Annotated in this window: 18 protein-coding genes; 11 read left to right on the forward strand and 7 right to left on the reverse strand. The window is 66.6% G+C overall.

All coding sequences use genetic code 11. The features are described 5' to 3' along the window. Position 1 precedes the first annotated feature (1 nt). A complete protein-coding gene (locus tag AC1DUN_RS19720; RefSeq protein WP_477715445.1) occupies positions 2-4,246 on the reverse strand; it encodes a YhdP family protein in 4,245 nt (1,414 codons plus the stop codon). A gap of 73 nt (positions 4,247-4,319) precedes the next feature. On the opposite strand from AC1DUN_RS19720, the gene glnE reads away from it, so the two are divergent. The 8 genes from glnE to AC1DUN_RS19760 all read left to right on the forward strand — a co-directional run bounded on the left by glnE (position 4,320) and on the right by AC1DUN_RS19760 (position 16,564). Then, positions 4,320-7,082, forward strand: a complete 2,763-nt coding sequence (gene glnE / locus AC1DUN_RS19725) for a bifunctional [glutamate--ammonia ligase]-adenylyl-L-tyrosine phosphorylase/[glutamate--ammonia-ligase] adenylyltransferase (RefSeq protein WP_477715446.1) — start codon at positions 4,320-4,322, stop codon at positions 7,080-7,082. 44 nt (positions 7,083-7,126) lie between these two features. Further along, positions 7,127-7,885 carry a CerR family C-terminal domain-containing protein gene (locus AC1DUN_RS19730; protein WP_477715447.1) on the forward strand — a complete coding sequence of 253 codons (759 nt, stop codon included), beginning with the start codon at positions 7,127-7,129 and terminating at the stop codon, positions 7,883-7,885. Next, entirely contained in the window at positions 7,872-9,401 is a 1,530-nt protein-coding gene (locus AC1DUN_RS19735) for an efflux transporter outer membrane subunit (RefSeq protein ID WP_477715448.1), read from the forward strand. The genes AC1DUN_RS19730 and AC1DUN_RS19735 overlap by 14 nt, the downstream gene beginning before the upstream one ends. Positions 9,402-9,449: 48 nt before the next feature. Beyond that, positions 9,450-10,619, forward strand: coding sequence for an efflux RND transporter periplasmic adaptor subunit (locus AC1DUN_RS19740; RefSeq protein ID WP_477715449.1), 1,170 nt, complete (start codon positions 9,450-9,452; stop codon positions 10,617-10,619). Between the two features lie 11 nt (positions 10,620-10,630). Then, the gene (locus AC1DUN_RS19745; RefSeq protein ID WP_477715450.1) at positions 10,631-13,738 is read left to right on the forward strand and encodes an efflux RND transporter permease subunit; all 3,108 of its coding nucleotides are present in this window, start codon (positions 10,631-10,633) and stop codon (positions 13,736-13,738) included. 154 nt (positions 13,739-13,892) lie between these two features. Then, positions 13,893-14,939, forward strand: coding sequence for an SDR family oxidoreductase (locus AC1DUN_RS19750; protein ID WP_477701161.1), 1,047 nt, complete (start codon positions 13,893-13,895; stop codon positions 14,937-14,939). 125 nt (positions 14,940-15,064) lie between these two features. Continuing rightward, entirely contained in the window at positions 15,065-15,292 is a 228-nt protein-coding gene (locus AC1DUN_RS19755) for an acyl carrier protein (RefSeq protein WP_051001974.1), read from the forward strand. A gap of 27 nt (positions 15,293-15,319) precedes the next feature. Next, positions 15,320-16,564 (forward strand): beta-ketoacyl-[acyl-carrier-protein] synthase family protein, encoded by a 1,245-nt coding sequence (locus AC1DUN_RS19760; RefSeq protein ID WP_477715451.1) that lies wholly within the window; start codon positions 15,320-15,322, stop codon positions 16,562-16,564. A gap of 16 nt (positions 16,565-16,580) precedes the next feature. On the opposite strand, the gene rfaE2 is transcribed toward AC1DUN_RS19760, so the two are convergent. Genes rfaE2 through AC1DUN_RS19775 form a run of 3 tightly spaced genes read right to left on the reverse strand, consistent with a single transcriptional unit; the run spans position 16,581 to position 18,313 of the window. Then, a complete protein-coding gene (gene rfaE2 / locus AC1DUN_RS19765) occupies positions 16,581-17,084 on the reverse strand; it encodes a D-glycero-beta-D-manno-heptose 1-phosphate adenylyltransferase (RefSeq protein WP_477715452.1) in 504 nt (167 codons plus the stop codon). Positions 17,085-17,093: 9 nt separating this feature from the next. Further along, positions 17,094-17,444 carry a Rid family hydrolase gene (locus AC1DUN_RS19770; RefSeq protein WP_477715453.1) on the reverse strand — a complete coding sequence of 117 codons (351 nt, stop codon included), beginning with the start codon at positions 17,442-17,444 and terminating at the stop codon, positions 17,094-17,096. Further along, positions 17,444-18,313: a ferritin family protein gene (locus AC1DUN_RS19775; protein WP_477662112.1), complete on the reverse strand. Its 870-nt coding sequence runs from the start codon at positions 18,311-18,313 to the stop codon at positions 17,444-17,446. Before AC1DUN_RS19775 ends, AC1DUN_RS19770 begins: the two co-directional genes overlap by 1 nt. 371 nt (positions 18,314-18,684) lie before the next feature. Here AC1DUN_RS19775 and AC1DUN_RS19780 point away from each other — a divergent pair, with 371 nt between their 5' ends. Further along, complete coding sequence (locus AC1DUN_RS19780; protein ID WP_477715487.1) at positions 18,685-19,242, forward strand: glutathione peroxidase; 558 nt, start codon at positions 18,685-18,687, stop codon at positions 19,240-19,242. Between the two features lie 388 nt (positions 19,243-19,630). Here the strand turns inward: AC1DUN_RS19780 and AC1DUN_RS19785 are convergent, their stop codons facing one another. Beyond that, positions 19,631-20,248, reverse strand: a complete 618-nt coding sequence (locus AC1DUN_RS19785) for a glutathione S-transferase family protein (RefSeq protein WP_477715454.1) — start codon at positions 20,246-20,248, stop codon at positions 19,631-19,633. Between the two features lie 135 nt (positions 20,249-20,383). On the opposite strand from AC1DUN_RS19785, the gene purB reads away from it, so the two are divergent. Beyond that, positions 20,384-21,775: an adenylosuccinate lyase gene (gene purB, locus AC1DUN_RS19790; protein WP_477715455.1), complete on the forward strand. Its 1,392-nt coding sequence runs from the start codon at positions 20,384-20,386 to the stop codon at positions 21,773-21,775. Here the strand turns inward: purB and AC1DUN_RS19795 are convergent. Next, positions 21,772-22,092, reverse strand: coding sequence for a DUF2007 domain-containing protein (locus AC1DUN_RS19795; protein WP_477662115.1), 321 nt, complete (start codon positions 22,090-22,092; stop codon positions 21,772-21,774). The two genes, purB and AC1DUN_RS19795, sit on opposite strands and share 4 nt — an antisense overlap. Before the next feature lie 56 nt (positions 22,093-22,148). Beyond that, entirely contained in the window at positions 22,149-22,586 is a 438-nt protein-coding gene (locus AC1DUN_RS19800) for a DUF3717 domain-containing protein (RefSeq protein WP_477715456.1), read from the reverse strand. 669 nt (positions 22,587-23,255) lie between these two features. On the opposite strand from AC1DUN_RS19800, the gene AC1DUN_RS19805 reads away from it, so the two are divergent. Further along, a complete protein-coding gene (locus AC1DUN_RS19805) occupies positions 23,256-23,984 on the forward strand; it encodes a TerC family protein (RefSeq protein ID WP_477715457.1) in 729 nt (242 codons plus the stop codon). Positions 23,985-23,994: the final 10 nt, after the last annotated feature.

Consider the following 23,994-nt stretch of genomic DNA (forward strand, 5'->3'; position numbering starts at 1 on the left):
GTCAGCGCGTCTCCGTGGAAGCCTGGCTCGGCTTGTTGTCGGCCTGGGCCTTGCGGTCCAGCTTGGTGACCCGGGGGTCGGACCAGGTGCCGTCGATGTGGAACTCCTGGGTGGCCGCCTGTATCAGGGGCCGGCGTAAAAACATCTGCGCCAGGAAGCTGCCCAGCCCTATGGCCGGGTTGATGGCGGTGGCGATCAGCGAAGCCGTGCCGGCGTTGATCTCCGGCACCACCACAACCTTGATGTCTTGCGTCTCCCTGGCGATGTCGGCCGAGCCCTCCATGAGCACGGCGGCATTAACGCCGCGCATCTGCAGGTTGTTGGTATAGGCCACGCCCTGGTTGATGTTGACGTCGCCGCGCACGAAGTCGAAAGCGAAGCCCTCGGAGAAGACGTCGCGGAAATCCAGCGCCAGCCGGCGCGGCAGGGATTGCAGGCTCAGCACGCCCAGCAGCTTGGCGATACCGGGGTCGGCCTTGACGAACTGCCCCGATTCAACATTGACGTTGAATTGCCCGCTCATGGACGGATAGTCGAAGCTCAGCGGCGAACCCACCCAGGCCACCTGGCCTTCGAGCTTGCCCTTGCCACGGCGAATCACCTCGCCCATGCCGAAACGCTTGAGCAAGGCTCCCGAGTCGGCGACTTCGAGCTTGAAATTCATCACCGTGCGGCGGCGTTCGGCGGCCGCGCGCGCGGCGCGGTTGCTGCCCGCGGCAGCGACGGCCTGCGCGTTCAGGGCCACCCAGTTGCCGTTGGCCGTCAGCACGGCTTCGGGGAGGATCACGTTGAATTTGTTGAGCCGCCATTCGCGCACGCCGTCGCGCGCCGCGCTGGAGGCCCCGCGGTTGACGGCGTCGATCTCGACCCGTCCCAGTTTCTTGCCGCGCAGTTCCAGGTCTTCCACGACGATGTCCAGGGCCGGGATGCTGGCCGGCTGCTCGTTCAGGATAGCTTCCACCTCGTTGGCCGTGCCGGGTTCCAGGCTCAGGCGCGAGAGCCGCGCATAGACGCGCCCGGCGCCCAAGCCGCCAGGCTGGCGGAATTCAACATAACCATTGAGCTCGCTGGCATCGATGTTGGCGCGCCAGGTCAGGCCTTCGCGCGAGCCGCCCACCACCACGTTGTTGAGCTTGCGCCCTTCCACCACCAGCTCGCGGGCGCGTATGGCCATGGTGGTCGGCAAATAGCTCATGGCCGCATTCGCGGCCGAGCGGTTGAACGCCGCGGACGCCGCCGGCGGGGCCGCCTGCAAGGTGCCGCCGACCGTGGAGTCGCCCAGCAGCTTCTGCCAGGCGTCGAGGTCCACATGGGCCAGGTTGATGTTGGCCGCCACGCCGGTCTCCTGCATGGGCGCGGCTTCGCCGGGCTCCAGGCCCACGGCGATGCCGCCGCGAATCACGCGCGGCTCGCTGCCGCTCAGGTCGCGCACGTAGACCACCGAGGCCGTGCGCCCTATCGAGACCGACAGCTGGTCTTCAAGTTTTTGCCCTGGGCCCATGGAAGCCTGCAGCAAAGCATTTTCAAAGCGCAGCGGCAGCATCGCGTCGGCGGTTTTGTTCAGGGGCGCGGGCAGGTTCAGCGCCATGCCCTGCAGGTTGCTGGAAATCGCCAGCTCCGGCATGCCGCGGCGAAACCCGAGCGTCGCGGTGTAGGCCGTGCTGCCGCTGGCGTTTTGCGCCATGCGCGCCAGCGGGCCCAGCTCCCTGGCCTGGCGCAGGCCTTCGGCGCTCACGCTGCCTTGCGCCTTGAAGGTTGCGACGGTTTCCGTCTCGGCGCTGCCCGTGGCACGCGGGTGCGTGCTCAGGCCGCCGTCAAAGCGCACATCGCCGCCCAGCAGTTTGGCCTGGCCGCCGGCGACGGAGAAGCCCTTTTCGCTGACGTTCACCACGCCCTTGAGTTTTGCCAGCATGGGCGCGGCCGCCGCGAACTGCACGTCATTGCCAGGCAGGGTGACCGTGCCTTCGACGCGCGACTTGTCGATCGAATGGATGGGCAACTCCAGGCGAAAGCGATAGTCGCCCGTGCCGCCGGCCTTGGTCCCGGCCAGCGCGTGGCTGGTCATGCCGCCCACCGGCGACTGGTTGACGAAGCCCAGCGCGTCGGCCAGCGCACCCTTGAGCTCGACATTCACGTGGACCGTCGAATCATGGGTCAGGTCCGGAATACGCGCCTCGCCCTTGGCCAATTGCAGGCCCGGCAGGCCGGCGACCTTGCCGCTGGCGCCGTTCACTTCCAGCGAGGCGCGGTCGAAGACCAGTTCGCCGCCCAGCTCGGTCAGGGCCGGCCAGGGCGCCGCACCGGCCGGCTGTATGGTTTTGGGCACATAGGCGAAGTGGCCGCCGCGGATTTTGGCGGACACCCGGAAATCCCCCTGCGCCGGGTTGGTGAAGGGCAGGTGCTCCAGCGGGCCTTTGACCTTGAACTTCACGTCGCTGACCTGGCCCTGCACCACCGCATCGCGCACATAGTGGCGGACCTGCTCGGGCAGCACCAGCGGCAGGTAGCGGTGCACCCGCGCGCCGTCGCCCCGGCTCAGGCTGCCCTGCAGGTCGAGTACGCCGGGAAAACGCAGGTCGGGTGCGCCCGCGGCGGGCGCCGGGCCGGCCACGTCCTCCGTGCGCCAGCTGGCCTGCGCCTGGCCCTGCGCGTCGGCATTGGCGAACTGCAGGTTGCGCAGCTGCGCCTCGATTTTGCGGCCCGAGAACTTCCATTGGGCCTCGACGGCCAGCTGGTCGAAGGGCACCAGCGGATCCTCAAAAACACCGGGCAGGTCGAGCGCGCCGTTGGCGATCTTGACCTTGGCCTGCCCACCTTCGTGGGTGAAGTCAAAGTCAATCGCGGCGCCGCTGATGCCCGGCCTGCCGGTCCTGGGATGCACCGCGGCATGCGGCGCAGCGGGTGCGGGAGCGGCCGCCGCCGCCGGCTGGGGTGCCGGCAGCGCCGCAACACTCAGGCCGGCCACCCGGCCTTTCGCGGCATAGGTGCTGGGCGCGGCGATGGGCCCTTGCCAGCGCGCCTCGACGGTCTCCACCAGCCCCTTGGGCGCGAAGGAGGCAATGAAACCGTGCGTGGCGGCATCGAGCGGCAGGCGGTTGGCAATCTGCGCGAGCGCGGCCAGATCGAGCTTGTCGGCCTTGAGCTCGGTGTGCTGCGGCACGCCTGCCTCGTCGCCGGTGTGCGCCAGGGCCACATTGCCGCCCGGCCACTGCAGGCCGTCACGGGTGCGAAAGCGCAGGCCCTCGGTGCTGAAGTCAAAGCCGTTGGCGCGCTGACCGCCGCCTACGCGCCCCGCGACGGATTCGAAGGCCAGCGGCTGGAGCTTGGCGCCGAAGCGCGCATCCACGTCCTGCAACGCCACGTCGGCGGTGCCACCGGTGATGCGGCCCTTGCTCACGTCGGCCCAGGCGCGCAGCGCGCCGTTGCCGCGCGCCAGCTCCACGCCCAGTGTGTCCATGTTCAGGTATTGGCGGATGCGCGACGCGTCCACACGGACGAATTCGGCGAACAGCTGCCCGGTCCAGGCGTCGAAGTCGCCGGCGCTGCCGGACAGCAGGGACTGGCGGAATATGCCCCTGACGGTGAAGCGGTCGCCCCATTCGGGGGGTGGCGTGGCGTCCAGGCGCAAGAGGTGGCGGCGGCGCGCGTTGCGCATGACCCAGTCGACCTGCGTGAGCGCCAGCGGCGGCGCCCGCTGCAATTCGTCGGTCCAGCGCACGGTGCCGCCGCGTATGGCGAATTCGGTTTGCGAAAAAAACCAGTCGGCCGCGGCGCTCTGGCCGCCGGCCCGGTCCTGTGAGACGTCCAGCCCGCCCACATAGATTTTCCCGTCCGCGGCGCGGCGTATGTCCAGTTCGGGCTTGTCGATGTATATCTGCTCAAAGCCCAGCCCCCAGATCGAGGAGGGCGACAGGGCGCCCAGCACGCGCGGCAGCCTCAGGGCTTCGCGGCCCTGCGCGTCCAGCAGGGTGACGTCGCTCAACTCGAAGGAAGGGATCATGCCCTGGGAGTGCGCGGTGATGCCGCCTATGCGCACTGGCACCCCCAAGGCCTTGCTGGCCTCTATTTCCAGGCGCGGACGGAATTCGCCGATTCGCGGCACAATCCAGCCATGCAGCACGAACCAGCTCAGGCCAAAGAGCAGCCAGGCCGCGGCGACAAGCCACAACAGGATGCGCAGGATCAAGGCAAGCCAGTGCAGGCGGCGCGGCGGCAGGGTGGACAGGCTGGGAATCGTTGGCTCCATTGACCAGAGAATTATGACCGCCGGGGCGCTTGTCCGCCCGGCGGGGGACCATGAAGTTTTGTGAAGTAGTGTGATGACCGTTGCCCTGACCGCCAGCCCTGACTCTCCCTCCGCCGCCGGGCCGGCCGCGTCGGGTTATTCCCGCTTTGTGCAGCGCGTGCGCCGCCGCTATGCCGAATGGCTCCCGCTGCTGCCTCCCGGCGCACCAGTTCGGGCAAGCATGCAGACCGCCCTGGACGCCCTGCTGGCGCAAGGGCTGGAAACCGGCGCCGCGCTGCGGGTGCTGCGCCAGCTCGTGATGGAAAGGCTGGTGGTGATCGATTGCGACGGCGCCAGCGCAGACCAGGCGCCGCTGAAAGTCGTGACCTGCGCCATGACCGAGCTCGCGGAACTGGCCCTCGACGTGGCCATGCGGGAGTCGGCGCGCATGCTCGACGCCCAGCACGGCGCGCCGCAAGCCCCCGGCGGGGAACGCGCCCGGATGTGGGTGGTCGGCATGGGCAAGCTCGGGGCGCGCGAGCTCAATGTCTCCAGCGACATCGACCTGATCTATGTCTACGACCACCACGGCGAGACCGCCGGGCGCAGCGACGGTCGCGGGCAGATCTCGAACCACGAATACTTCGCGCACCAGGTCAAGGCCGTCTTCAGCCTGATCGGCGACGCCACCGAGCACGGCTTTGTTTTCCGGGTGGACCTGGCGCTCAGGCCCAACGGCAATTCCGGTCCCGCCGCCGTCTCGCTCAGCGCGCTGGAGGAATATTTCCAGGCGCAGGGCCGCGAATGGGAGCGTTTTGCCTGGCTCAAGAGCCGCGTGGTGGCACCGCTGGCGTGCGTGCAAAGCGGCGCCGCGCAAGCGCTGCGCGGCCCGGTGCTGCCCTTTGTGTTCAGGCGCTACCTCGACTACAACGTGTTCGACGCGCTGCGCACCCTGCACCGGCAGATCCGCGAGCATGCGGCCAAACGCTGCGCCGGCCATCCCGAACGCGCCAACGACGTCAAGATGTCGCGCGGCGGTATACGCGAAATCGAATTCACCGTGCAACTGCTGCAGGTGGTGCGCGGCGGGCAGTTTCCGGAGCTGCGCACCCGCCCCACGGTGGACGCCCTGCAGCGCGTGGCCCGCGCGGGCCTGATGCCGCAGGAAACGGCCGATGCGCTGGCGCGGGCCTACGATTTCCTGCGCCGGGTTGAGCACCGCATCCAGTACCTGGACGACCAGCAGACCCATGTGCTGCCCACGCGCGACGACGACCTCGCCTGGATCGCGGAAACACTGGGCTACGGCAACTGCTGCCCCTTTCTCAGCGAGCTCGACGCGCACCGCGAGCTGGTGGCCGGCGAGTTCGACAAGCTGCTGGGCGGCAAGGCCGACTGCAAGGGCTGCGGCGGCAAGGCCAAGGCCGCGCCGCAGCAGCTTGACGACCTGCTGGAGCAGCTCTCGGAACAATGGCCCGAGCAGTTCCGTGCCCGCCTGGCGCTGTGGCGCCAGCATCCCCGCGTGCTGGGCCTGCGCGAGGATTCGCGCGCGCGCCTGACGCGGCTGGTGCAGCGCACCGCCGCCTGGCTGGCCGAGGGCGTGGTGACGGAAGAAGCCGCGGTGCGCATCATCGACTGGATAGAACCCCTGCTCAGGCGCGAGAGCTACCTGGCGCTGCTGCTGGAGCGTCCGGCCGTGCATGAACGCCTGCTGCGCCTGCTGGGCGCGGCCAAATGGCCGGCGCGCTACCTGCTGCAGCACCCCGGCGTGATCGACGAGCTGGCCAGCGATGAGCTGCTCAAGGAACGCTTTGACGGCGCGGCCTTCGCCCGCGATGTGGAGCAGCGGCTGGCGGCCCTGCGCAGCACCGGCGAGGACGACGAGGAAACCTGCCTGAACCTGCTGCGCCGCGCCCACCATGCCGAGGTTTTTCGCACGCTGGCGCGCGACCTCGAAGGCGTGCTCACGGTCGAGCAGGTGGCCGACGACCTGAGCGCGCTGGCCGAGGCGATTCTGGACATCACCGCGCGCTGGTGCTGGCAGCGCCTGAAAAACCGCCACCGCGAAACACCGCAGTTCGCCATCATTGCCTACGGCAAGCTGGGCGGCAAGGAGCTCGGCTACGGCAGCGACCTGGATATCGTCTTCGTCTACGAGGACGAGGACGAACGCGCGCCCGAGGTCTATGCGGCCTTTGTGCGCAAGCTGATCAACTGGCTGACCATCAAGACCGGCGAAGGCGACCTGTTCGAGATCGACACGGCCCTGCGCCCCAACGGCAATTCGGGCCTGCTGGTCACCAGCTTCGAGGCCTACACCCGCTACCAGCAGCAGCGCGGCAGCAACACCGCCTGGACCTGGGAACACCAGGCCATGACGCGCGCGCGCTGCGTGCTCGGTGGCGATTCGCTGCGCCAGCGCTTTGACCAGGTGCGCGAGACCGTCATCACCGCCCCGCGCGACACCGCGGCGCTGCGCGGGGAAATCGTTGCCATGCGCGAGAAGGTGCGCAGCGCGCGCCCGGTGCGGGGCGACAAATTCGACGTGAAACACAGCCCCGGCGGCATGGTGGACGCCGAGTTCGCCGTGCAATTCCTGGTGCTGTCCGAATCCGCGCGGCACCCGGAGCTGGTCGCCAACGTGGGCAACATCTCCCTGCTGCAGCGCGCCGAGGCCGCCGGCTTGCTGCCGCCCGGCGTGGGCCAGCGCGCGGCCGCGGCCTACCGCGAACTGCGGCGTGTGCAGCACCGCGCGCGCCTCAACGAGGAGCCGACCCAGGTCAGCCCGCCGGCACTGCAGGCCGAGTGCGACGCCATCCGGCAGCTGTGGATATCCACTTTCAAATCAAACGATTGATTTAATTCAATCAATTGTTTGACTCATGTGCTCTAATGCGGCACATGAATGCCGATCCACGCCCCAAAACAGTTTCGCGCGCCGCCGGCACTGAAGGCGAAACCCGCAAGCAGCGCTCCGACGGCGCCCACGCCAGGGCGCACCTGCTGCACGCGGCGCTGCGCCTGTTTTCCGAGAAGGGTTTTGCCAAGACCTCGATACGCGACATCGCCCAGGCCGCCAGCGCCAACGTGGCGGCCATCAGCTATTACTTCGGCGACAAGGCGGGGCTGTACCGCGCCGTGTTCACCGAACCGCTGGGCAGCGCGCGCGACGACATCGCGCTGTACGACCAGCCGCACTTCACGCTGCACCAGTCGCTGGAAGGCTTTTTCTCGGGTTTCCTGGAGCCTTTGCGCCAGGGGGAACTGGTACAGCTGTCGACCCGGCTGCATTTTCGCGAGATGCTGGAGCCCACGGGCCTGTGGGCCGAAGAAATCGACAACGGCATCAAGCCCGCGCATGCGGCCCTGGTGAAGGTGCTGTGCCGCCACCTGAGGCTCGCCAAGGCCGACGACGAGCTGCACAGGCTGGCTTTTTCCATCACCGGCCTGGCCATCCACATGTTCATCAGCCGCGAGGTGGTGGACGCGATCCGGCCCCAGCTGTTCGGCACGCCCGACGCCGTGGAGCAGTGGGCCGCCAGCCTGGTGGCCTATGCCGAAGCCATGGTCGCCGTCGAAGCGGCGCGGCGCAAACACCTTCCCGACCTTCCCGCGGCGGACACGCCGCACCTGAAAACCGCAAGCCATGAAAAAACCTGATTCCCGGCGCACGCCGTCCCGCCTGCCGGCGCTGGGGCTTTTGGCCGCCTGCGCACTGCTGCTGGCCGGCTGCGCCACGGACCTGCCCCACAACACACCGGCCGCCCCCGTGCCCACGCAGTGGCAGGCGCCCTTGCCGGCCGCGGCGGCGGGCACCACCGCAGCCCTGCCCCACAGCGGCAGCCTGGCCGGGCTGTCCCGCTGGTGGGAGCAGCAAAACGACCCGCTGCTGGTGGAACTGATCATGGCGGCCGAGGCCGCCAGCCCCAGCGTCTCGACGGCGCGCTCCAACATCGAGCAGGCGCGGGCTTCGCGCGTGGCTTCCGGCGCGGCCATGCTGCCCACGCTGGACGCCATCGGCAGCGCCAGCCGCGGGCGCTCGGCTCCGGTGAACCGGGCAACGCCGCCGATCGCCACGACGCTGGAGGCGGGCCTGCAGACGTCCTGGGAAATCGACCTGTTCGGCCAGTACGCGGCCAGCCGGGATGCCGACCAGCAGCGCTTTGAAGGCTCGCAGGCCTTGTGGCACGCGGCGCGCGTCTCGGTTGCCGCCGAAGTCGCGACGCAGTATTACAGCCTGCGCGCCTGCGAAAAATTGCTGGAGGTCGCGCGCGCCGACGCCGCCTCGCGGGCCGAAACCGCACGGCTGTCGGACCTCAGCACGAAGGCCGGCTTCCAGGCCCCCGCCACGGCGGCATTGGCCCGCGCCAGCGCCGCGGAAGGGCATGGCAACGCCATCCAGCAGCGCACGCTGTGCGACCTGGACATCAAGTCACTGGTGGCGCTCACGGCCCTCGAAGAGCCCGCCCTGCGGCAAAAACTCGCCGCTGCGCCCGCCGACCTGGCGCGCGAGTCGATGGCGCCCGTCATCAGCGTGCCCGCCGAGGTGCTGGCCCAGCGGCCCGACATCTTCAATGCGGCGCGCGAGGTGGACGCGGCCCACCTGGAAGTGGGCAGCGCGCGCGCGCAACGCTTTCCGAGGCTCAGCCTGAGCGGCTCGGTGTTCACCACCAAGTCGCGCACCAGCGCCTCCACGCAGCGTTTTGACACCTGGACGGTCGGGCCACTGCAGCTGACGGTTCCGCTGTTTGACGGCGGCGCCAGCGAGGCCAATGTGGAGGCCGCCAAGGCCCGCTACGAGGACGCCGTGGCCCAGTACCGCGCCAGCGTGCGCAAAGCCGTGCAGGAGGTGGAGGAAGCGCTGGTCAAACTGCAAAGCACCGCCGAGCGCAACGACGACGCGCTGGTCGCCGCGCAAGGCTACCGCGCCTCCTTCACCGGCACCGAGGCCCGCTACAAGAGCGGGCTGGCCAGCCTGGTCGAACTCGAGGACGCGCGCCGCACGCTGCTGGCGGCGCAAAGCAATGTGGTCACGCTGCAGCGCGAGCGCCGCAGCGCCTGGGTCGCGCTGTACCGCGCGCTGGGCGGCGGCTGGACGACGGCCGAGCCGCCGGTGCCGCCCCTGGTGTCGGACGTGCCCGCCCCATTCACCCCCGCCGCCATCACCGCGCCCTGAGGCCGCCACGCCATCACTCCGCCACCTTTGACAGAGCCCTTGCACACCATGCCCAAACTCAAGCCCACCCCTTTTGCCATTGCCTTGATCACCGCTGCCGTGCTGGTGGCGGGAGGCGCCGCCTTTTTCCTTTCCCGCTCGGAGGCCAAAGGCGATGCCCCGCCCACCGCCAAGCCGGCCCTGACCGTCGCCACGGCGCTGCCGCGGCAGATGAGCCTGCCGGTCAAGCTCAGCGCCAACGGCAACATCACGGCCTGGCAGGAAGCCGTGATCGGCTCCGAGTCCAACGGCTTGCGGCTGGTGCAGGTGCAGGCCAACGTCGGCGACCAGGTCAAGGCCGGACAGGTGCTCGCGGTGTTCTCGGGCGACAGCGTGCAGGCCGATACCGCGCAGGCCCGCGCCAGTCTGATCGAGGCGCAGGCCAACGCGGCCGACGCAGCCGACAACGCGGCGCGCGCGCGCACCCTGGCCAGCTCGGGCGCGCTGAGCGACCAGCAGATCAACCAGTACAACACCGCCGAGCAGACCGCCAAGGCGCGTGTCGAGGCGGCCAAGGCCGTGCTTGACGCGCAGCAGCTGCGCGGCAAGAACACCCAGGTGCTGGCGCCCGACAGCGGCGTGATCTCGGCACGCACCGCGACGGTGGGCTCGGTGGTGCCCCAGGGCACCGAATTGTTCCGCCTGATACGCGGCGGTCGCCTCGAGTGGCGCGCGGAGGTGACCTCGGCCGAGCTGGGCCGTATCAAGGCCGGCACCACGGCCAGGGTGGTGGCCGCCAGCGGCGCCGAACTCAAGGGCCGGGTGCGCATGATCGCCCCCAGCGTGGACCCGCAAACCCGCGCGGCGCTGGTCTATGTGGACCTGCCGGTTTCCGCCGGCATGGCGTCACCGGCCAAGGCCGGCATGTTCGCGCGCGGGGAGTTCGAGCTGGGCGAGACGCCCGCGCTGACCGTGCCGCAGCCGGCACTGGTGGTGCGCGACGGCTTTAACTACCTGTTTCGCCTCAATGCCGACAACCGCATCAGCCAGCTCAAGGTGCAGACCGGCCGGCTGGCCGGCGACCGGGTCGAGATCACGTCCGGCCTGGCCGCGGACGCGCGCATCATCGTCAGCGGCGCGGGCTTCCTGAACGACGGCGACCTGGTCAGGGTCAGCGATGCCGTCCCCGCCGCACCGGCCGCGGCCTCCGCCAGGCCGGCGACGGCCGCCAGCAAGTAAGGAGCAGGCTCATGAATGTCTCCTCCTGGTCGATCAAGAACCCGATTCCGGCGGTCATGCTGTTTGTGCTGCTGACCTTCGCCGGCATACTGTCCTTCAAGGCGATGAAGGTGCAGAACTTTCCCGACATCGACCTGCCCACGGTGACGGTGTCTGCTTCGCTGCCGGGCGCGGCGCCCGCCCAGCTTGAAACCGAAGTGGCGCGCAAGCTGGAAAACTCCATCGCCACGGTGCAGGGCCTCAAGCACATCTACACCAAGGTGCAGGACGGCGGCGCCACCATCACGGCCGAGTTCCGGCTCGAAAAACCCGTGCAGGAAGCCGTGGACGACGTGCGCGCCGCGGTGTCCAAGGTGCGCAGCGAACTGCCCGCCGACGTGCGCGAACCGGTAGTCTCCAAGATGGACCTGGCCGGCCAGCCCGTGCTGGCCTTTACCATCCGCTCGCCGCGCATGGACGAGGAGGCGCTGTCCTGGTTCGTCGACAACGACGTTTCGCGCAAGCTGCTGGCCGTGCGCGGCGTGGGCGCGGTCAACCGCGTGGGCGGCGTCTCGCGCGAGGTGCGCGTGGCGCTGGATCCGTCGCGCCTGCAGGCCCTGGGCGCCACGGCGTCCGACATCTCGCGCCAGCTGCGCCAGGTGCAGACGGAAAGCGCCGGTGGGCGCGCCGACCTGGGCGGCAGCGAGCAGCCCATGCGCACCCTGGCGACGGTGAAGTCGGCCGCGGAACTGGCCGGCATCGAGCTGGCCCTGAGCGACGGCCGGCGCATACGGCTGGACCAGGTCGCCACCGTGACCGACACCACCGCCGAGCCGCGCGCGGCCGCGCTGCTGGACGGCAAACCTGTGGTCGGGTTCGAGGTCTCGCGCAGCCGCGGGGAAAGTGAAGTGGCCGTGGGCGCCGCCGTGCAGGCCGCGCTGGCTGAACTCAAGCGGCAATACCCCGACGTGGAACTTGTGGAAGCCTTCAACTTCGTCAAGCCGGTGCAAGAGGAATACGACGGCTCCATGCACCTGCTCTACGAGGGCGGCATCCTGGCCGTGCTGGTGGTGTGGCTGTTCCTGCGCGACTGGCGCGCCACCTTCGTCTCCGCGGTGGCGCTGCCGCTGTCGGTGATCCCGGCCTTCATCGGCATGCACCTGCTGGGCTTTTCCATCAATGTGATCACGCTGCTGGCGCTCTCGCTGGTGATTGGCATCCTGGTGGACGACGCCATCGTCGAGGTGGAAAACATCGTGCGCCACCTGCGCATGGGGAAAACGCCTTATGAGGCCGCCATGGAGGCGGCCGACGAAATCGGCCTGGCGGTGATTGCCACCACCTTCACCCTGATCGCCGTGTTCCTGCCCACCGCCTTCATGAGCGGCGTGGCCGGCAAGTTCTTCAAGCAGTTCGGCTGGACGGCGTCGCTGGCCGTGTTCGCCTCGCTGGTGGTGGCGCGGGTGCTCACGCCCATGATGGCGGCCTACATCCTCAAGCCCGTGGTGGGCACGCACACCGATCCGGGCTGGATGCGGTGGTACATGCGGGCCGCCACCTGGTGCCTGCATCACCGCGTGAAGACCATGGCCATGGCCACGCTGTTTTTCTTCGGCTCGGTGGCGCTGGTGCCGCTGCTGCCCACGGGTTTCATCCCGCCCGACGACAACTCGCAGACCCAGGTCTACCTGGAGCTGCCGCCCGGCGCGACACTGGCGCAGACCAGGGCCTCGGCCGAGCACGCGCGCCAGCTCATCAGCAAGGTCGAGCACGTCAAGAACGTCTATACCACCATAGGCGGGGGCACGGCCGGCGGCGACCCCTTCGCCATGCAGGGCGCGGCGGAAACCCGCAAGGCCACGCTGACCGTGCTGCTCGATGAGCGCAACGAACGCCCGCGCAAGCAGGGCATTGAAAACAAGATGCGCGCGGCCCTGGAATCGCTGCCCGGCGTGCGCAGCAAGGTCGGCCTGGGCGGATCCGGCGAAGCCTACATGCTGGTGCTGACGGCCGAGGACGCCAACGCCCTGCAGGCCGCCGCGATGGCGGTGGAAAAAGATCTGCGGACGATTCCCGGCCTGGGCAATATTTCGTCGAGCGCCAGCCTGGTGCGGCCTGAAATCGCCATCAAGCCGGACTTCGCGCGCGCGGCCGACCTGGGCGTGACCAGTGCGGCCATGGGCGAGACGCTGCGTATCGCGACGGTCGGCGACTACGAGGAATCGCTGCCCAAGCTCAACCTCTCGCAGCGCCAGGTGCCCATCGTCGTCAAGCTCGACGATGCGGCCCGCAAGGACCTGAGCGTGCTCGAGCGCCTGGCCGTGCCCAGCGTCAAGCCCGGCGTCGGCCCGGTCATGCTGGGCCAGGTGGCCACGCTGGAAATCACCGGCGGGCCGGCGGTCATAGACCGCTACGACCGGTCGCGCAACGTCAAGTTCGAGATCGAGCTCTCGGGCCGGGCCCTGGGCGACATCACCGAGGCCGTCAAGCAGTTGCCGGCCATCAAGAACCTGCCGGCGGGCGTCAAGGTGGTGGAAATCGGCGATGCCGAGGTCATGGGAGAGCTGTTTGCCAGCTTCGGCCTGGCCATGCTGACCGGCGTGCTGTGCATCTACATCGTGCTGGTGTTGCTGTTCAAGGACTTCCTGCATCCGGTCACCATTCTGGCGGCCCTGCCGCTGTCCCTGGGCGGCGCCTTCGTCGGCCTGCTGGTCGCACAGAAGAGCTTCTCCATGCCTTCGCTGATCGGCTTGATCATGCTGATGGGCATCGCCACCAAGAATTCCATCCTGCTGGTGGAGTACGCCATCGTGGCGCGGCGCGACCACAATATGTCGCGCTGGGACGCGCTGCTGGACGCCTGCCACAAGCGCGCGCGGCCCATCATCATGACCACGCTGGCCATGGGCGCCGGCATGATGCCTATCGCGCTGGGCCTGGGCGCGGCCGACCCGAGCTTTCGCTCGCCGATGTCGATTGCCGTGATCGGCGGCCTGATCACCTCCACCGTGCTCAGCCTGCTGGTGGTGCCTGCGGTGTTCACCTATATCGACGACCTGGAGCACTTCATCCGGCGCACCAGCAGGCGATTGCGCGGCCGGAGCGGCGACGCCCCCGCTCCGGCGCAGGCCGGGGAATAAACCGGGTGCGGCGAGGGGGTGCTTGCCCCACTTGCCCAAAAAAGCCCGGCCAGCGTGCGATTGTGCTGATTTAGACGGTTTCGCCCAGTGGGGTTTTGCAGCTCTGTCACATGGGCTGGCTTATACTTCCAGGTTCTGCTTTACATTTCTTCACATGTCTAAACGCGTACTGCTTTCGGGCGCAACCGGCCTGATTGGCGGCGAGTTAATGCTTCTTCTGGCCGCGCGCGGCGTCTACAGCACCGCTGTGGTGCGCGCCGCCGATTCGAACCAAGCCCGTGACCGCCTCCTGGAGCGCCTGAAAAAGAGCGTTCTGTGGAAACCCGAATTCGCCGAAATGGTGTCCGCCGAAGCCGGCGACGTCATCGAGCCCAATTTCGGCCTGAGCACGGCCGTGCTGCAGTCCGCCGACGTGATCCTGCACTCGGCGGCCAGCACCTCCTTCAAGCCCGGCGCAGGGGTTTACCCTATCAACATCAAGGCGGCCGAGCAGTTTTCCGGCATTCTTAAAAACCTGGCTCCGTCGCAGCGCGGCTTTTTTGTCGGCACCGCGGCGGTTACCACCGAGCCGCGCGGCGTGATCACGGAAGACATGCCATTTGCCGGCTACGCCAATGACTACATCCGGTCCAAGCGCGACGCCGAAACCTTGCTGCGCGCCGCAGGCAGCCCCTTTGTCAGCCTGCGCCCCGGCATCGTGCTGTCGCGCGGCATTGACGACGCCAAGCTTTCCCGCAATATGCTGTGGTCGATTCCCGTGATGGCCGAGTTAGGGGACGTTCCCCTGGACCCCTTGGCCAAGCTCGATTTCGCGCCCGTGGACTTCATCGCCGGCGCTTTCGCCGAAATGCTGCTCAAGGGCGAACTGGCCCACGACTGCTACCACGTGTCAACCGGCGAAGACTCCATGACGTTCAAAGTGCTGGCCGACGAGTTGACGGCCACCATGCCGGGCATAGGCAAGCTGGTGATGCGGGGGCGCGACTTCGTGCCGACACCCAAATTCGCCCGCCAGCGCTGGATGTTCGAGGCACTGCAACCCTACCTGCCTTTTTTGACAGCCGATGCGGTGTTCAGCAACGCCCGTTTGCGCGCCGAAATCGGCGCAGCGGCCGTTGCACCGGCGCCTGTCAGCTATTTAGGGGAGCTCCTGGGAACGTTCAGCCTGTCGGATGCCGTCCGGCAGATGTACACCCCCTGAAGCACAAAAACAACGCCACCGCTTTTGTAAAATAACCTCGAGGTTTGAACAAAGGTCAGCTGTCACGGCGATGGTGGGACAATGACGCTTTGCATATACGTACTGGTTGGGTGATGAATTCTGATTTGATCAAACTTTTTGCCGAGACATTTGGCATCAGCGAGGAAAAACTGCTGCCTGATGCCACGCTGGAAAGCCTTGGATTGGACTCCCTGGCGGTCATCGAATTCCTCTTCCAGATTGAAGACCAGTTCGGCATCCAGATTCCCGACCAGGCCAATCCGCCCCGGACCCTGGCCGAAATGGTCCAGCTGATCGAGCCTTTGCTGCCATCGGGCAAGCCCGCCGCTTAAGCCCCTGGCGGGCGCCCCAGGACATCCATGCGTCGCGTTGCCATCACGGGTCTGGGCGTCATTTCCGCTGTGGGGACCGGCACCCCGGCTTTTTTTGACGCCCTGCTGACCGCCCGCTCCGGCATCCGCGCCGTCGACATTCCCTTCCCCACCGGCACCGAAAGCGTGCTGGCCGGCGCGATCGATTTTGATCCCGACCCCCATTTCCCGCGCGCCCGGCTGTTGACCATGGACCGCGTCAGCCAGTTTGCGCTGGTGGCGGGCCGCGAAGCCATGTCGCAGGCCGGCCTGGGGGACCCCGCCGCCGTGCACAACAGCTTTGCCGCCGAGCGCTTTGGCGTATCCCTGGGCACGGGCAGCGGCGGCGCCAGTTCCACCGACGTGGCTTATACGGCCTTGCTCGAGCAAAAGGTTGCCCGCCTGCGCCCCATGACCGTGGTGCTGGCGATGAACAACGCGATTGCCGCCCATGTCTCCATGGAGTTCGGCCTGAAGGGGCCGAGCAGCACCATCTCCAACGCCTGCGCTTCCTCGGCCGCCTCCATTGGCGAGGCCTTCCGGCAAATCCGCCATGGCTATGCCGACGCCATGCTGGCCGGCGGCTCGGAGGCGCTGCTCAACCGCGGCACCATCAAAGCCTGGCAAGCCATGCACACGCTGGCCAAGCCCCACGCCGACGGCCCCGAAACATCCTGCCGCCCGTTCTCATCCGACCGCAGCGGCCTGGTGCTGGCCGAAGGCGCCGCCATGCTGGTGCTCGAAGAATGGGAAAGCGCCAAACGCCGTGGCGCTACCATCCTGGCCGAACTCTGCGGCTACGCCTCCACCACCGATGCCCATCACCTGACGCAGCCCGATGCCCAAGGCCAGGCGCGCGCCATGACGCTGGCGCTGGCGGATGCGGGAATGCGGGCCGCCGATATCGGCTACCTCAATGCCCATGGCACCGCGACCGACGTAGGCGACGTGGTGGAAACCAGCGCCATCAAGCTGGCCTTCCAGGACCTGGCCTGGGACCTGCCTATCAGTTCCAGCAAGGGCGTGCACGGCCATGCCATGGGCGCGGCCGGCGCCATGGAATTCATCGCGAGCGTGATGGCCCTGCGCGCCGGGCAACTGCCGCCCACGGCCTTTTTGCACCAGCCCGACCCGCGCTGCGACCTGGACTACGTCCCGCTGACGCCGCGCAGCGCCAAGGACCTGCGTGCGGTGATGTCCAATTCCTTTGCCTTCGGCGGCTCCAATGCCGTGCTGATCGCCAAGACGGCCTGACGCTGCCGCACAGGCCTCAAGTGCCGCCCGCAGCCCTGATTTTTTTCACCAGCGCGGTGGTCGAATAGCCGTCCACAAACGGGATCGCCCGGGCGTCGCCGCCATAGGCCCTGACCACCGCCGTTTCGGCGAGCTTGTCCATGTCGTAGTCGCCCCCCTTGACCAGCAGGTCGGGCCGCAGCCCGGAAATCAGCTCCAGCGGCGTATCCTCGTCGAACCAGGTGACGAGGCTCACCGACTCCAGCGCGGCCATCATGACGGCGCGATCCTCTTCGTTGTTGAGCGGCCGGTCCGGCCCCTTGCCGAGCCGCCGGGCCGAGGCGTCGGTGTTCAGAGCCACCACCAGGCTGCCGCCCAGCGCGCGCGCCTGGGCCAGGTAGCTGGCATGCCCGCGGTGCAGCACGTCAAACACCCCGTTGGTAAAGACGATAGGGCGGGGCAGCGCGGCCAGGCGCCGCGGCGCCTCCTCTCGGGAGACGATTTTTTTCAGGAATTCAGGGGGCTGGGGATGGCTGGGCATCCCGCGACTTTAACGGAAGGCCTGGGCCACGATCTCGACCAGCAGGCCGCCGTCCAGCTCGGCGCCCACCACGGCACGCTGGGGCCAGGCGGCGCTGTCCTCGCCCACCCACGCGCGCCAGGCGGCGTCCAATTGTTTTTTGTGCCGCATGTCGGACAGGAATATCTGCACGCTCAGCAGCGATGCGCGCGAAGCGCCTACATGCGCCAGGTGGGCGTCAAGCATCTCCAGCGTCTGCGAAAGCTGGCCATCAAAATCCAGCTGAGGGTCGCTGGCGTTCGCCACCGCGAACACCTGCGCGCCGCGCGCGACCACCCGGCTTCGGCCGCCGGCGCTGCTCGGCCAGCGCAGGTCCTGCATCAGGCGCCGGCGGGAGACGGCTTGGCGCTGATGGAATCGGCAAGCTCCTTGCCGATCTCCTTGCGGTAACGGTTGAGCTCCTGCACGGTCTTGAAGCTCTGGTTCATCAGCAGGCTCAGGTTGTGCAGGATGCGCTCGACCACCTTGCCCTCCCACACCGCGTCGAACTTGATCTGTGTGTCCAGCCAGTGCTCCAGCCACTCCGGGTTGGGCAAGCGGCTCTGGATGGTGTCGCGCGGAAACAGGCTCTTGTTCACGTGCAGATTGGTTGGGTGCAGGGCCTGCGCCGTGCGGCGGGCGCTGGCCATCAGCACGCCGACCTTGGTGAAGGCGGATTTCGCTTCATTGCCGAAGTTGTTGATGGCGCGCTTCATGTAGCGCAGGTAGGCACCACCGTGGCGCGCTTCGTCCTGGCTCAGCTGGGTGTAGATCTGCTTGATGACCGGCTCGGTGTGCCATTCGCTGGCACGGCGGTACCAGTGGTTCAGGCGGATCTCGCCGCAAAAATGCAGCATCAGGGTTTCCAGCGCGGGCGCGGGTTCGAACTCGAAGCGAACCTCGTGCAGCTCTTTTTCGGTGGGGGCCAGGTCGGGCCGGAAGCGCTTGAGGTATTCCATCAGCACCAGCGAATGTTTTTGCTCTTCGAAGAACCAGATCGACATGAAGGCCGAGAAGTCGCTGTCATCCTTGTTGTCGCGCAGGAACATTTCCGTGGCGGGCAATGCGGACCATTCGGTGATGGCATTCATCTTGATGGTCTGGGCCTGCTCATCGGTCAGCTTGGCCGGATCAAAACTGGCCCATGGAATGTCCTTGTCCATGTCCCAACGGACGGATTCAAGTTGTTTGAACAGTTCGGGGTAAAGCATTGAGAACTCCTTCGCGATCGAATTCGCGGATAAATCTGCCTTGGACGCTGCCGGGCGCATCCTGGGTATTAGGGGTGATTTTAGGCGGCTAATGTGACAACTTGCGATTTGTCGGCAAATTACCGGCAAATCAGGCAAATTCGGGCTCATTCCGGCATGTTTGCCTACGCGGGGCTCGAATTCAGCTGTTTTTTCACTCAAAAAAACGGCCTGGATCCCGCAAGTGCCGCAGCGCCTGCTGTGGGGTCTCCCGCCCAGGCGATTTGTGCCGCCAACCGAACAGCGCCAGAATGAACCGCAGTGCACCCACCACCCAATTGCCCGTGAGTTTAACCATGCCCGCCTTCAAGCCCCGTATCCTCCTGCTGGGCATGCTTTGCTGCACTGCCCTGATCGCCGCCAGCCCGGCGGCAGCGGCCCCGGCCGGCCCGGCGGCGCCCGCGGCCTGCCCCGCTCTTTTGCAACAAAACTTTTTGCGCCTGCAGGACGAAAAGCCGCAGTCGCTGTGCCAGTACAGCGGGCAAGTGGTGGTCGTGGTCAATACCGCCAGTTTCTGCGGCTTCACGCCCCAATACCAGGGGCTGGAGGCGCTCTACGCCAGGTACAAGGACCGGGGGTTGGTGGTGCTGGGCTTTCCCTCCAACGACTTTTCGCAGGAAACCGGCAGCAACAAGGAAATCGCGGACTTCTGCGAAAACACCTTCGGGGTCAAGTTCCCCATGTTCACCAAGACCAGTGTGACCGGCAAAGACGCCAATCCACTTTTCAAGCAGTTGGCGGCCAAAACAGGCACCATGCCGCGCTGGAATTTCTACAAATACGTGATCGCGCGAGACGGCAGCAGTGTCACCAGTTTCAATTCCGCGGCCGATCCGGCCGGCCGCGCCTTCATCCAGGAGATCGAAAAACAGCTAGTGGTGGTGCCGTGAAGCGCAATGTCATCCGCGGCCATTTCGGCTTCCCATACCTGCCCTGCGTCGTTAACAAAAATTTACCTGATGCAGCGCGGCCGGGGGGAACTCCGGGCGGCTTGTGCGCTCATACTTACGCAAGCGCATTTGCTGTCACAAGCAGCGCTGGCACAAAACAGTTTCATTGTTGCGAAGCCTTCTGAGCCGTCCAGGTTCAGCTGCAATCCCGGGGCGCTCCTCCTCCTCCCTCCCTCCCTCGTTCGCGCCGGGGCGCTTCGCAGCATTTTTATATTCCAGCCAGCAAGGCCCCGCCCATGGGCGGCGCGCCCTTGCGCGTGGCGGTCCTTGGCTCCGGGTGCTCGCCCCGCCGCGGCGAATGCCCGGGCGCAAGCCTCCCCTTGTCTGATCAGCCCGGCGGAATCGTTTCCGCGAAGCTGGGGCGCTGCATCAGCTTGTCCTGCAGCTTGGCAAGATTGGGATAGAGTTCGCGCCAGTTGACTTGCGTGAAGCGCAGGTCAAGATAGCCCAGCGCGCAGCCGACCGCCACGTCCGACAGGCTGAAGTGGATGCCGCTGCAAAAGGCCTTGTCGCCCAGGCCGGTGCTCATGGCCTTGAGGGTGGCGTCTATCTTGCCCATCTGGCGGTCAATCCAGGCATCGCTGCGCTGCTTGGCACTGCGGCCGCTCCAGGTGGCTTCCAGGCGCGCCAGGATGGCGGCGTCGACAAGGCCGTCGGCCAGGGCTTCCCAGGTTTTGACTTCGGCACGCTCGCGGCCCTGGGTCGGAATCAGCTTGCCGACGGGCGACAGGGTGTCCAGGTATTCGACGATCACGCGGGAATCGAACACGGCTTCGCCGCCTTCCATGACCAGGCAGGGCACCTTGCCCAGGGGGTTGGACGCGCTGATGGTGGTGTTCGCCGCCCAGACATCTTCCAGGATGAACTGGAAATCGAGCTTTTTCTCGGCCATTACGATGCGCACTTTGCGCACATAGGGGCTGGTGGCGGATCCGATGAGTTTCATGGTGGTGTGAGATCGTGGTCCGAGGGAAGTGCATTCTATCGAGTAAGCCCGGGCCCCGGCTGACAGGCCCCTCCAAACGTCGCAAATCTGGACAGTCCCGCAGGCCGGCCCCCGGGGCCGCCCTACAATTGGAGGATGAGCTCTTCCACCCCGTTTTCCACCATCAACGCGCTGTCCCCGCTGGACGGCCGCTACGCCGGCAAGCTTGCCCAGTTACGCCCCCTGATGTCCGAGCAGGGCTATATGCACCGCCGCGTCCAGGTGGAGGTGGCCTGGTTCATCGCGCTGTCCGACGCCAAATTCGCCGAATTCAAGCCGCTGAGCCCGGGCGCCCGCACCTATCTGCTGGGCCTGGTCAAGAATTTTTCGGAAACCGACGCCGCGGCCATCAAGGACATCGAAAAAACCACCAACCACGACGTGAAAGCCGTCGAGTACTGGATCAAGTCCAAGTTCGAGGCCAGGCCCGAACTCAAGGGCGCCAGCGAATTTGTGCACTTTGCCTGCACCAGCGAAGACATCAACAACACCAGCCACGCGCTGCAGCTCAAAAGCGGCCGCGACCTGGTGGTGCTGCCGGCGCTCGACAAGGTGATCGCCCAGCTGCGCGAGATGGCCCATCTGTTCGCCGCCGAGCCCATGCTCAGCCGCACGCACGGCCAGACCGCCAGCCCGACCACCGTCGGCAAGGAAATCGCCAACGTCGTGGTGCGCCTGGCCAATGCGCGCGAGAAGATCGCCGCCGTCAAGCTGATGGGCAAAATGAACGGCGCCGTGGGCAACTACAACGCCCACCTCTCGGCCTGGCCCGATTTCGACTGGGAGGCCTTCAGCCGCAGCGTCATCGAAACGCCCGAGCCGCTGGGCCTGGGCCTGACGTTCCAGCCCTACAGCATCCAGATCGAGCCGCACGACTACATGGCCGAGCTGTTCGACGCCGTGGCACGCGCCAACACCATCCTGATCGACCTGGCCCGCGACATCTGGGGTTATGTGAGCGTGGGCTACTTCAAGCAGCGCTTGAAGGACGGCGAAATCGGCTCCTCCACCATGCCGCACAAAGTCAACCCGATTGACTTTGAAAACGCCGAAGGCAACCTGGGGCTGGCCAACGCGTTGCTGCGCCACCTGAGCGAGAAGCTGCCGATCTCCCGCTGGCAGCGCGACCTGACCGACTCCACCGTGCTGCGCAACATGGGCGTGGCGCTGGGTTATGCCGTGCTGGCCTACAACTCCCTGAGCGTGGGCCTGAACAAGCTCGAGCTGAACCGTGAGGCGCTCAGCGACGACCTCAACAATTCCTGGGAAGTGCTGGCCGAGCCGATACAGACCGTGATGCGCCGCTACGGTGTGCAGGGCGCCTATGAAAAGCTCAAGGAAGTCACGCGCGGCAAGACCGTGAAGGCCGAAGACCTGCATGCGCTGATCCGCTCACTGGAAATTCCCGAAACCGAAAAAACCCGCTTGCTGGCCATGACGCCGGGCAGCTACGTCGGCCTGGCTGCGGACCTCGCCAAGCGCGTCTAGGCAGACGCCGCAGGCGGCGCCGGCATGTCGGCGCCGCACTGCCAGCACTGTTCAAACCCGCCCTCCACCATTTCGCCGCAGGCACACAGCCAGCGCCGCTGCGGTATGTTCTGCAGGCTGTGCAGCAATTCCTTCGCGCGCGCCTCCTCGTGGTCGTGTGTGAGCCAGACTTCGGGCAGGCACTGGTCGGGCGGTAGCTCGCCGGCCACGCTGCCCAGGAAATAGCGCTGCACACTGGCCGCAAAACCGGCCTGCTGCAAGGCGTCCACCCATAGCGCGGCAATGGCGATATTGGGAGCGCGGGCCAGCCTGAGCATGGCGCCAGTTTAGCCCGCCCGGCCGCCCACCGCTGTCAAATTAATTGCTGACGGCCTCAGGCCTTCTCGTCAGCAGGGGCCGGCGTTTTCCCCTCCAGGGCCCGATCGGCATAGCGGCCAAAGCGCCAGGCGCTGGCCTCCTGCGTGATGCGCCGCCAGGTCGCCCGCTTTTCGCCGGGCGTCATTTCGGGCCAGTGCTGCACCTCGTCGAAAGTGCGGCCGCAACCCTTGCACAGGGCATCGCCCTGGCTGGTCGAGCAGATGGCGATGCAGGGCGTATCGGCGGTGGTGTCGTACCAGGCGCGCCAGGCCGCGAGCGCCTTGGGCGGGAAGGTTTTTTCGTCGGCCTCATCCTCATGGTAGAAAACCATGAGCGCATAAACCTCGGCCAGGGCACGCAGTTCGGGCGCCAGGGTCACGCCGTCCGGCGAGGGCTTTTTGTCGCGCCAGTAATTGATGGCGGCTTCGATATCGGTGATGTGGATGCCGGGCATGGGAAATAAGGTACCAAATTAGGGGGCTGGCCGCGCCAAAGAAGAAGGATGCGCGAAGCCGCAGAGCCGGGCCGTTCATTATCGGCCAGACCGCAAAATCGCTTTCCCAGCGCGGGTTTAGCCGGGGTTCCGCCTGGGGTGGATGGCGCCAACACTGCCGGCGTCTCGAGCCGGCCCGCGGCATGCCGCAACCGGTGCGCAGGCGCAGCTGGCAAGCCGCCGCTTCCTGCAGCCATCCAGAACAGCGGGTCGCGCGACGGCGTCCTGGCCTGGTCGTAACCCGCGCCCACCCGGCGCAGGCCTCCGTCCTCCAGGGCACGCGCGGGCCCGGATGAACAGAGGGGATTTGCAAAAAATCCATTTTTATTGTCCAATATCCAGACGAAGGGGAGTAACTCCCTCGTTTTGCTGCAATATTCGATAACAGACACCACAGCAAAATCGCTAACAGCAAGTCGTCATTACGAAGTTCACACTTCCGGCTTGTTGGGCATGCAGCGACACTGCATGTCGAGCCAGACCTTCGATTGAAACCTGAACAGGTTTGATCGAGGCGTTCGCGGCACCAGTTCCCTGACCCGAACCATTCACAAGCCTATTCCGGTTTCACGAATCCGGAAATTCGTTCGCGCGAATTTCCAAGTCGAAACTTGATATGGAGTGTGAGCTTTGGAACTATTTACCGCCCCCTGGTGGTCCGCCCTGCTGGCGATCATCCTCATTGACCTGGTGCTCGCCGGCGACAACGCCATCGTGATCGCCCTGGCCGCGCGCAACCTGCCGCCCAACCTGCAAAAGAAAGCCATCGTCTGGGGCACCGTGGGCGCCATCGTGGTCCGCTCCGCCATGACCGTCGGCGTGGTGTGGCTGCTGAAAATCCCCGGCCTGATGCTGATAGGCGGCCTGGGCCTGCTGTGGATCGCCTACAAACTGCTGGCCGACCAGGGCGACAAAGAGCACGACGGCCCCGTGGCCAGCACCTTCTGGGGCGCGATGAAAACCATTGTGGTGGCCGACGCCCTGATGGGCATCGACAACGTGCTGGGCGTGGCCGGCGCCGCGCATGGCTCTTTCGACCTGGTCGTCATCGGCCTGCTGGTGAGCATCCCCATCGTGGTGTTCGGCAGCACCATGGTGCTCAAGCTCGTGGAGCGCTTCCCCGCCATCATCAACATCGGCGCCGCCGTGCTGGCCTTTACCGCCGCCAAGATGATCGTGAGCGAACAACTCCTCGACCCGATTTACGGTGGACCCGGTGCCCTGCCCTCAGCCGCGACCCTGCACACGGCCGCCACATGGATCACCTACGCAGTAGCTGTGGCCGGCGTACTAGGTGCGGGCTGGTGGGCCACCCGGCGCAGCCGCTCCAACCGCGACGCAGACCTGATCCCTCACTGAACCCAGCCAA

Source organism: Polaromonas sp. P4_F6 (genome assembly GCF_056401275.1).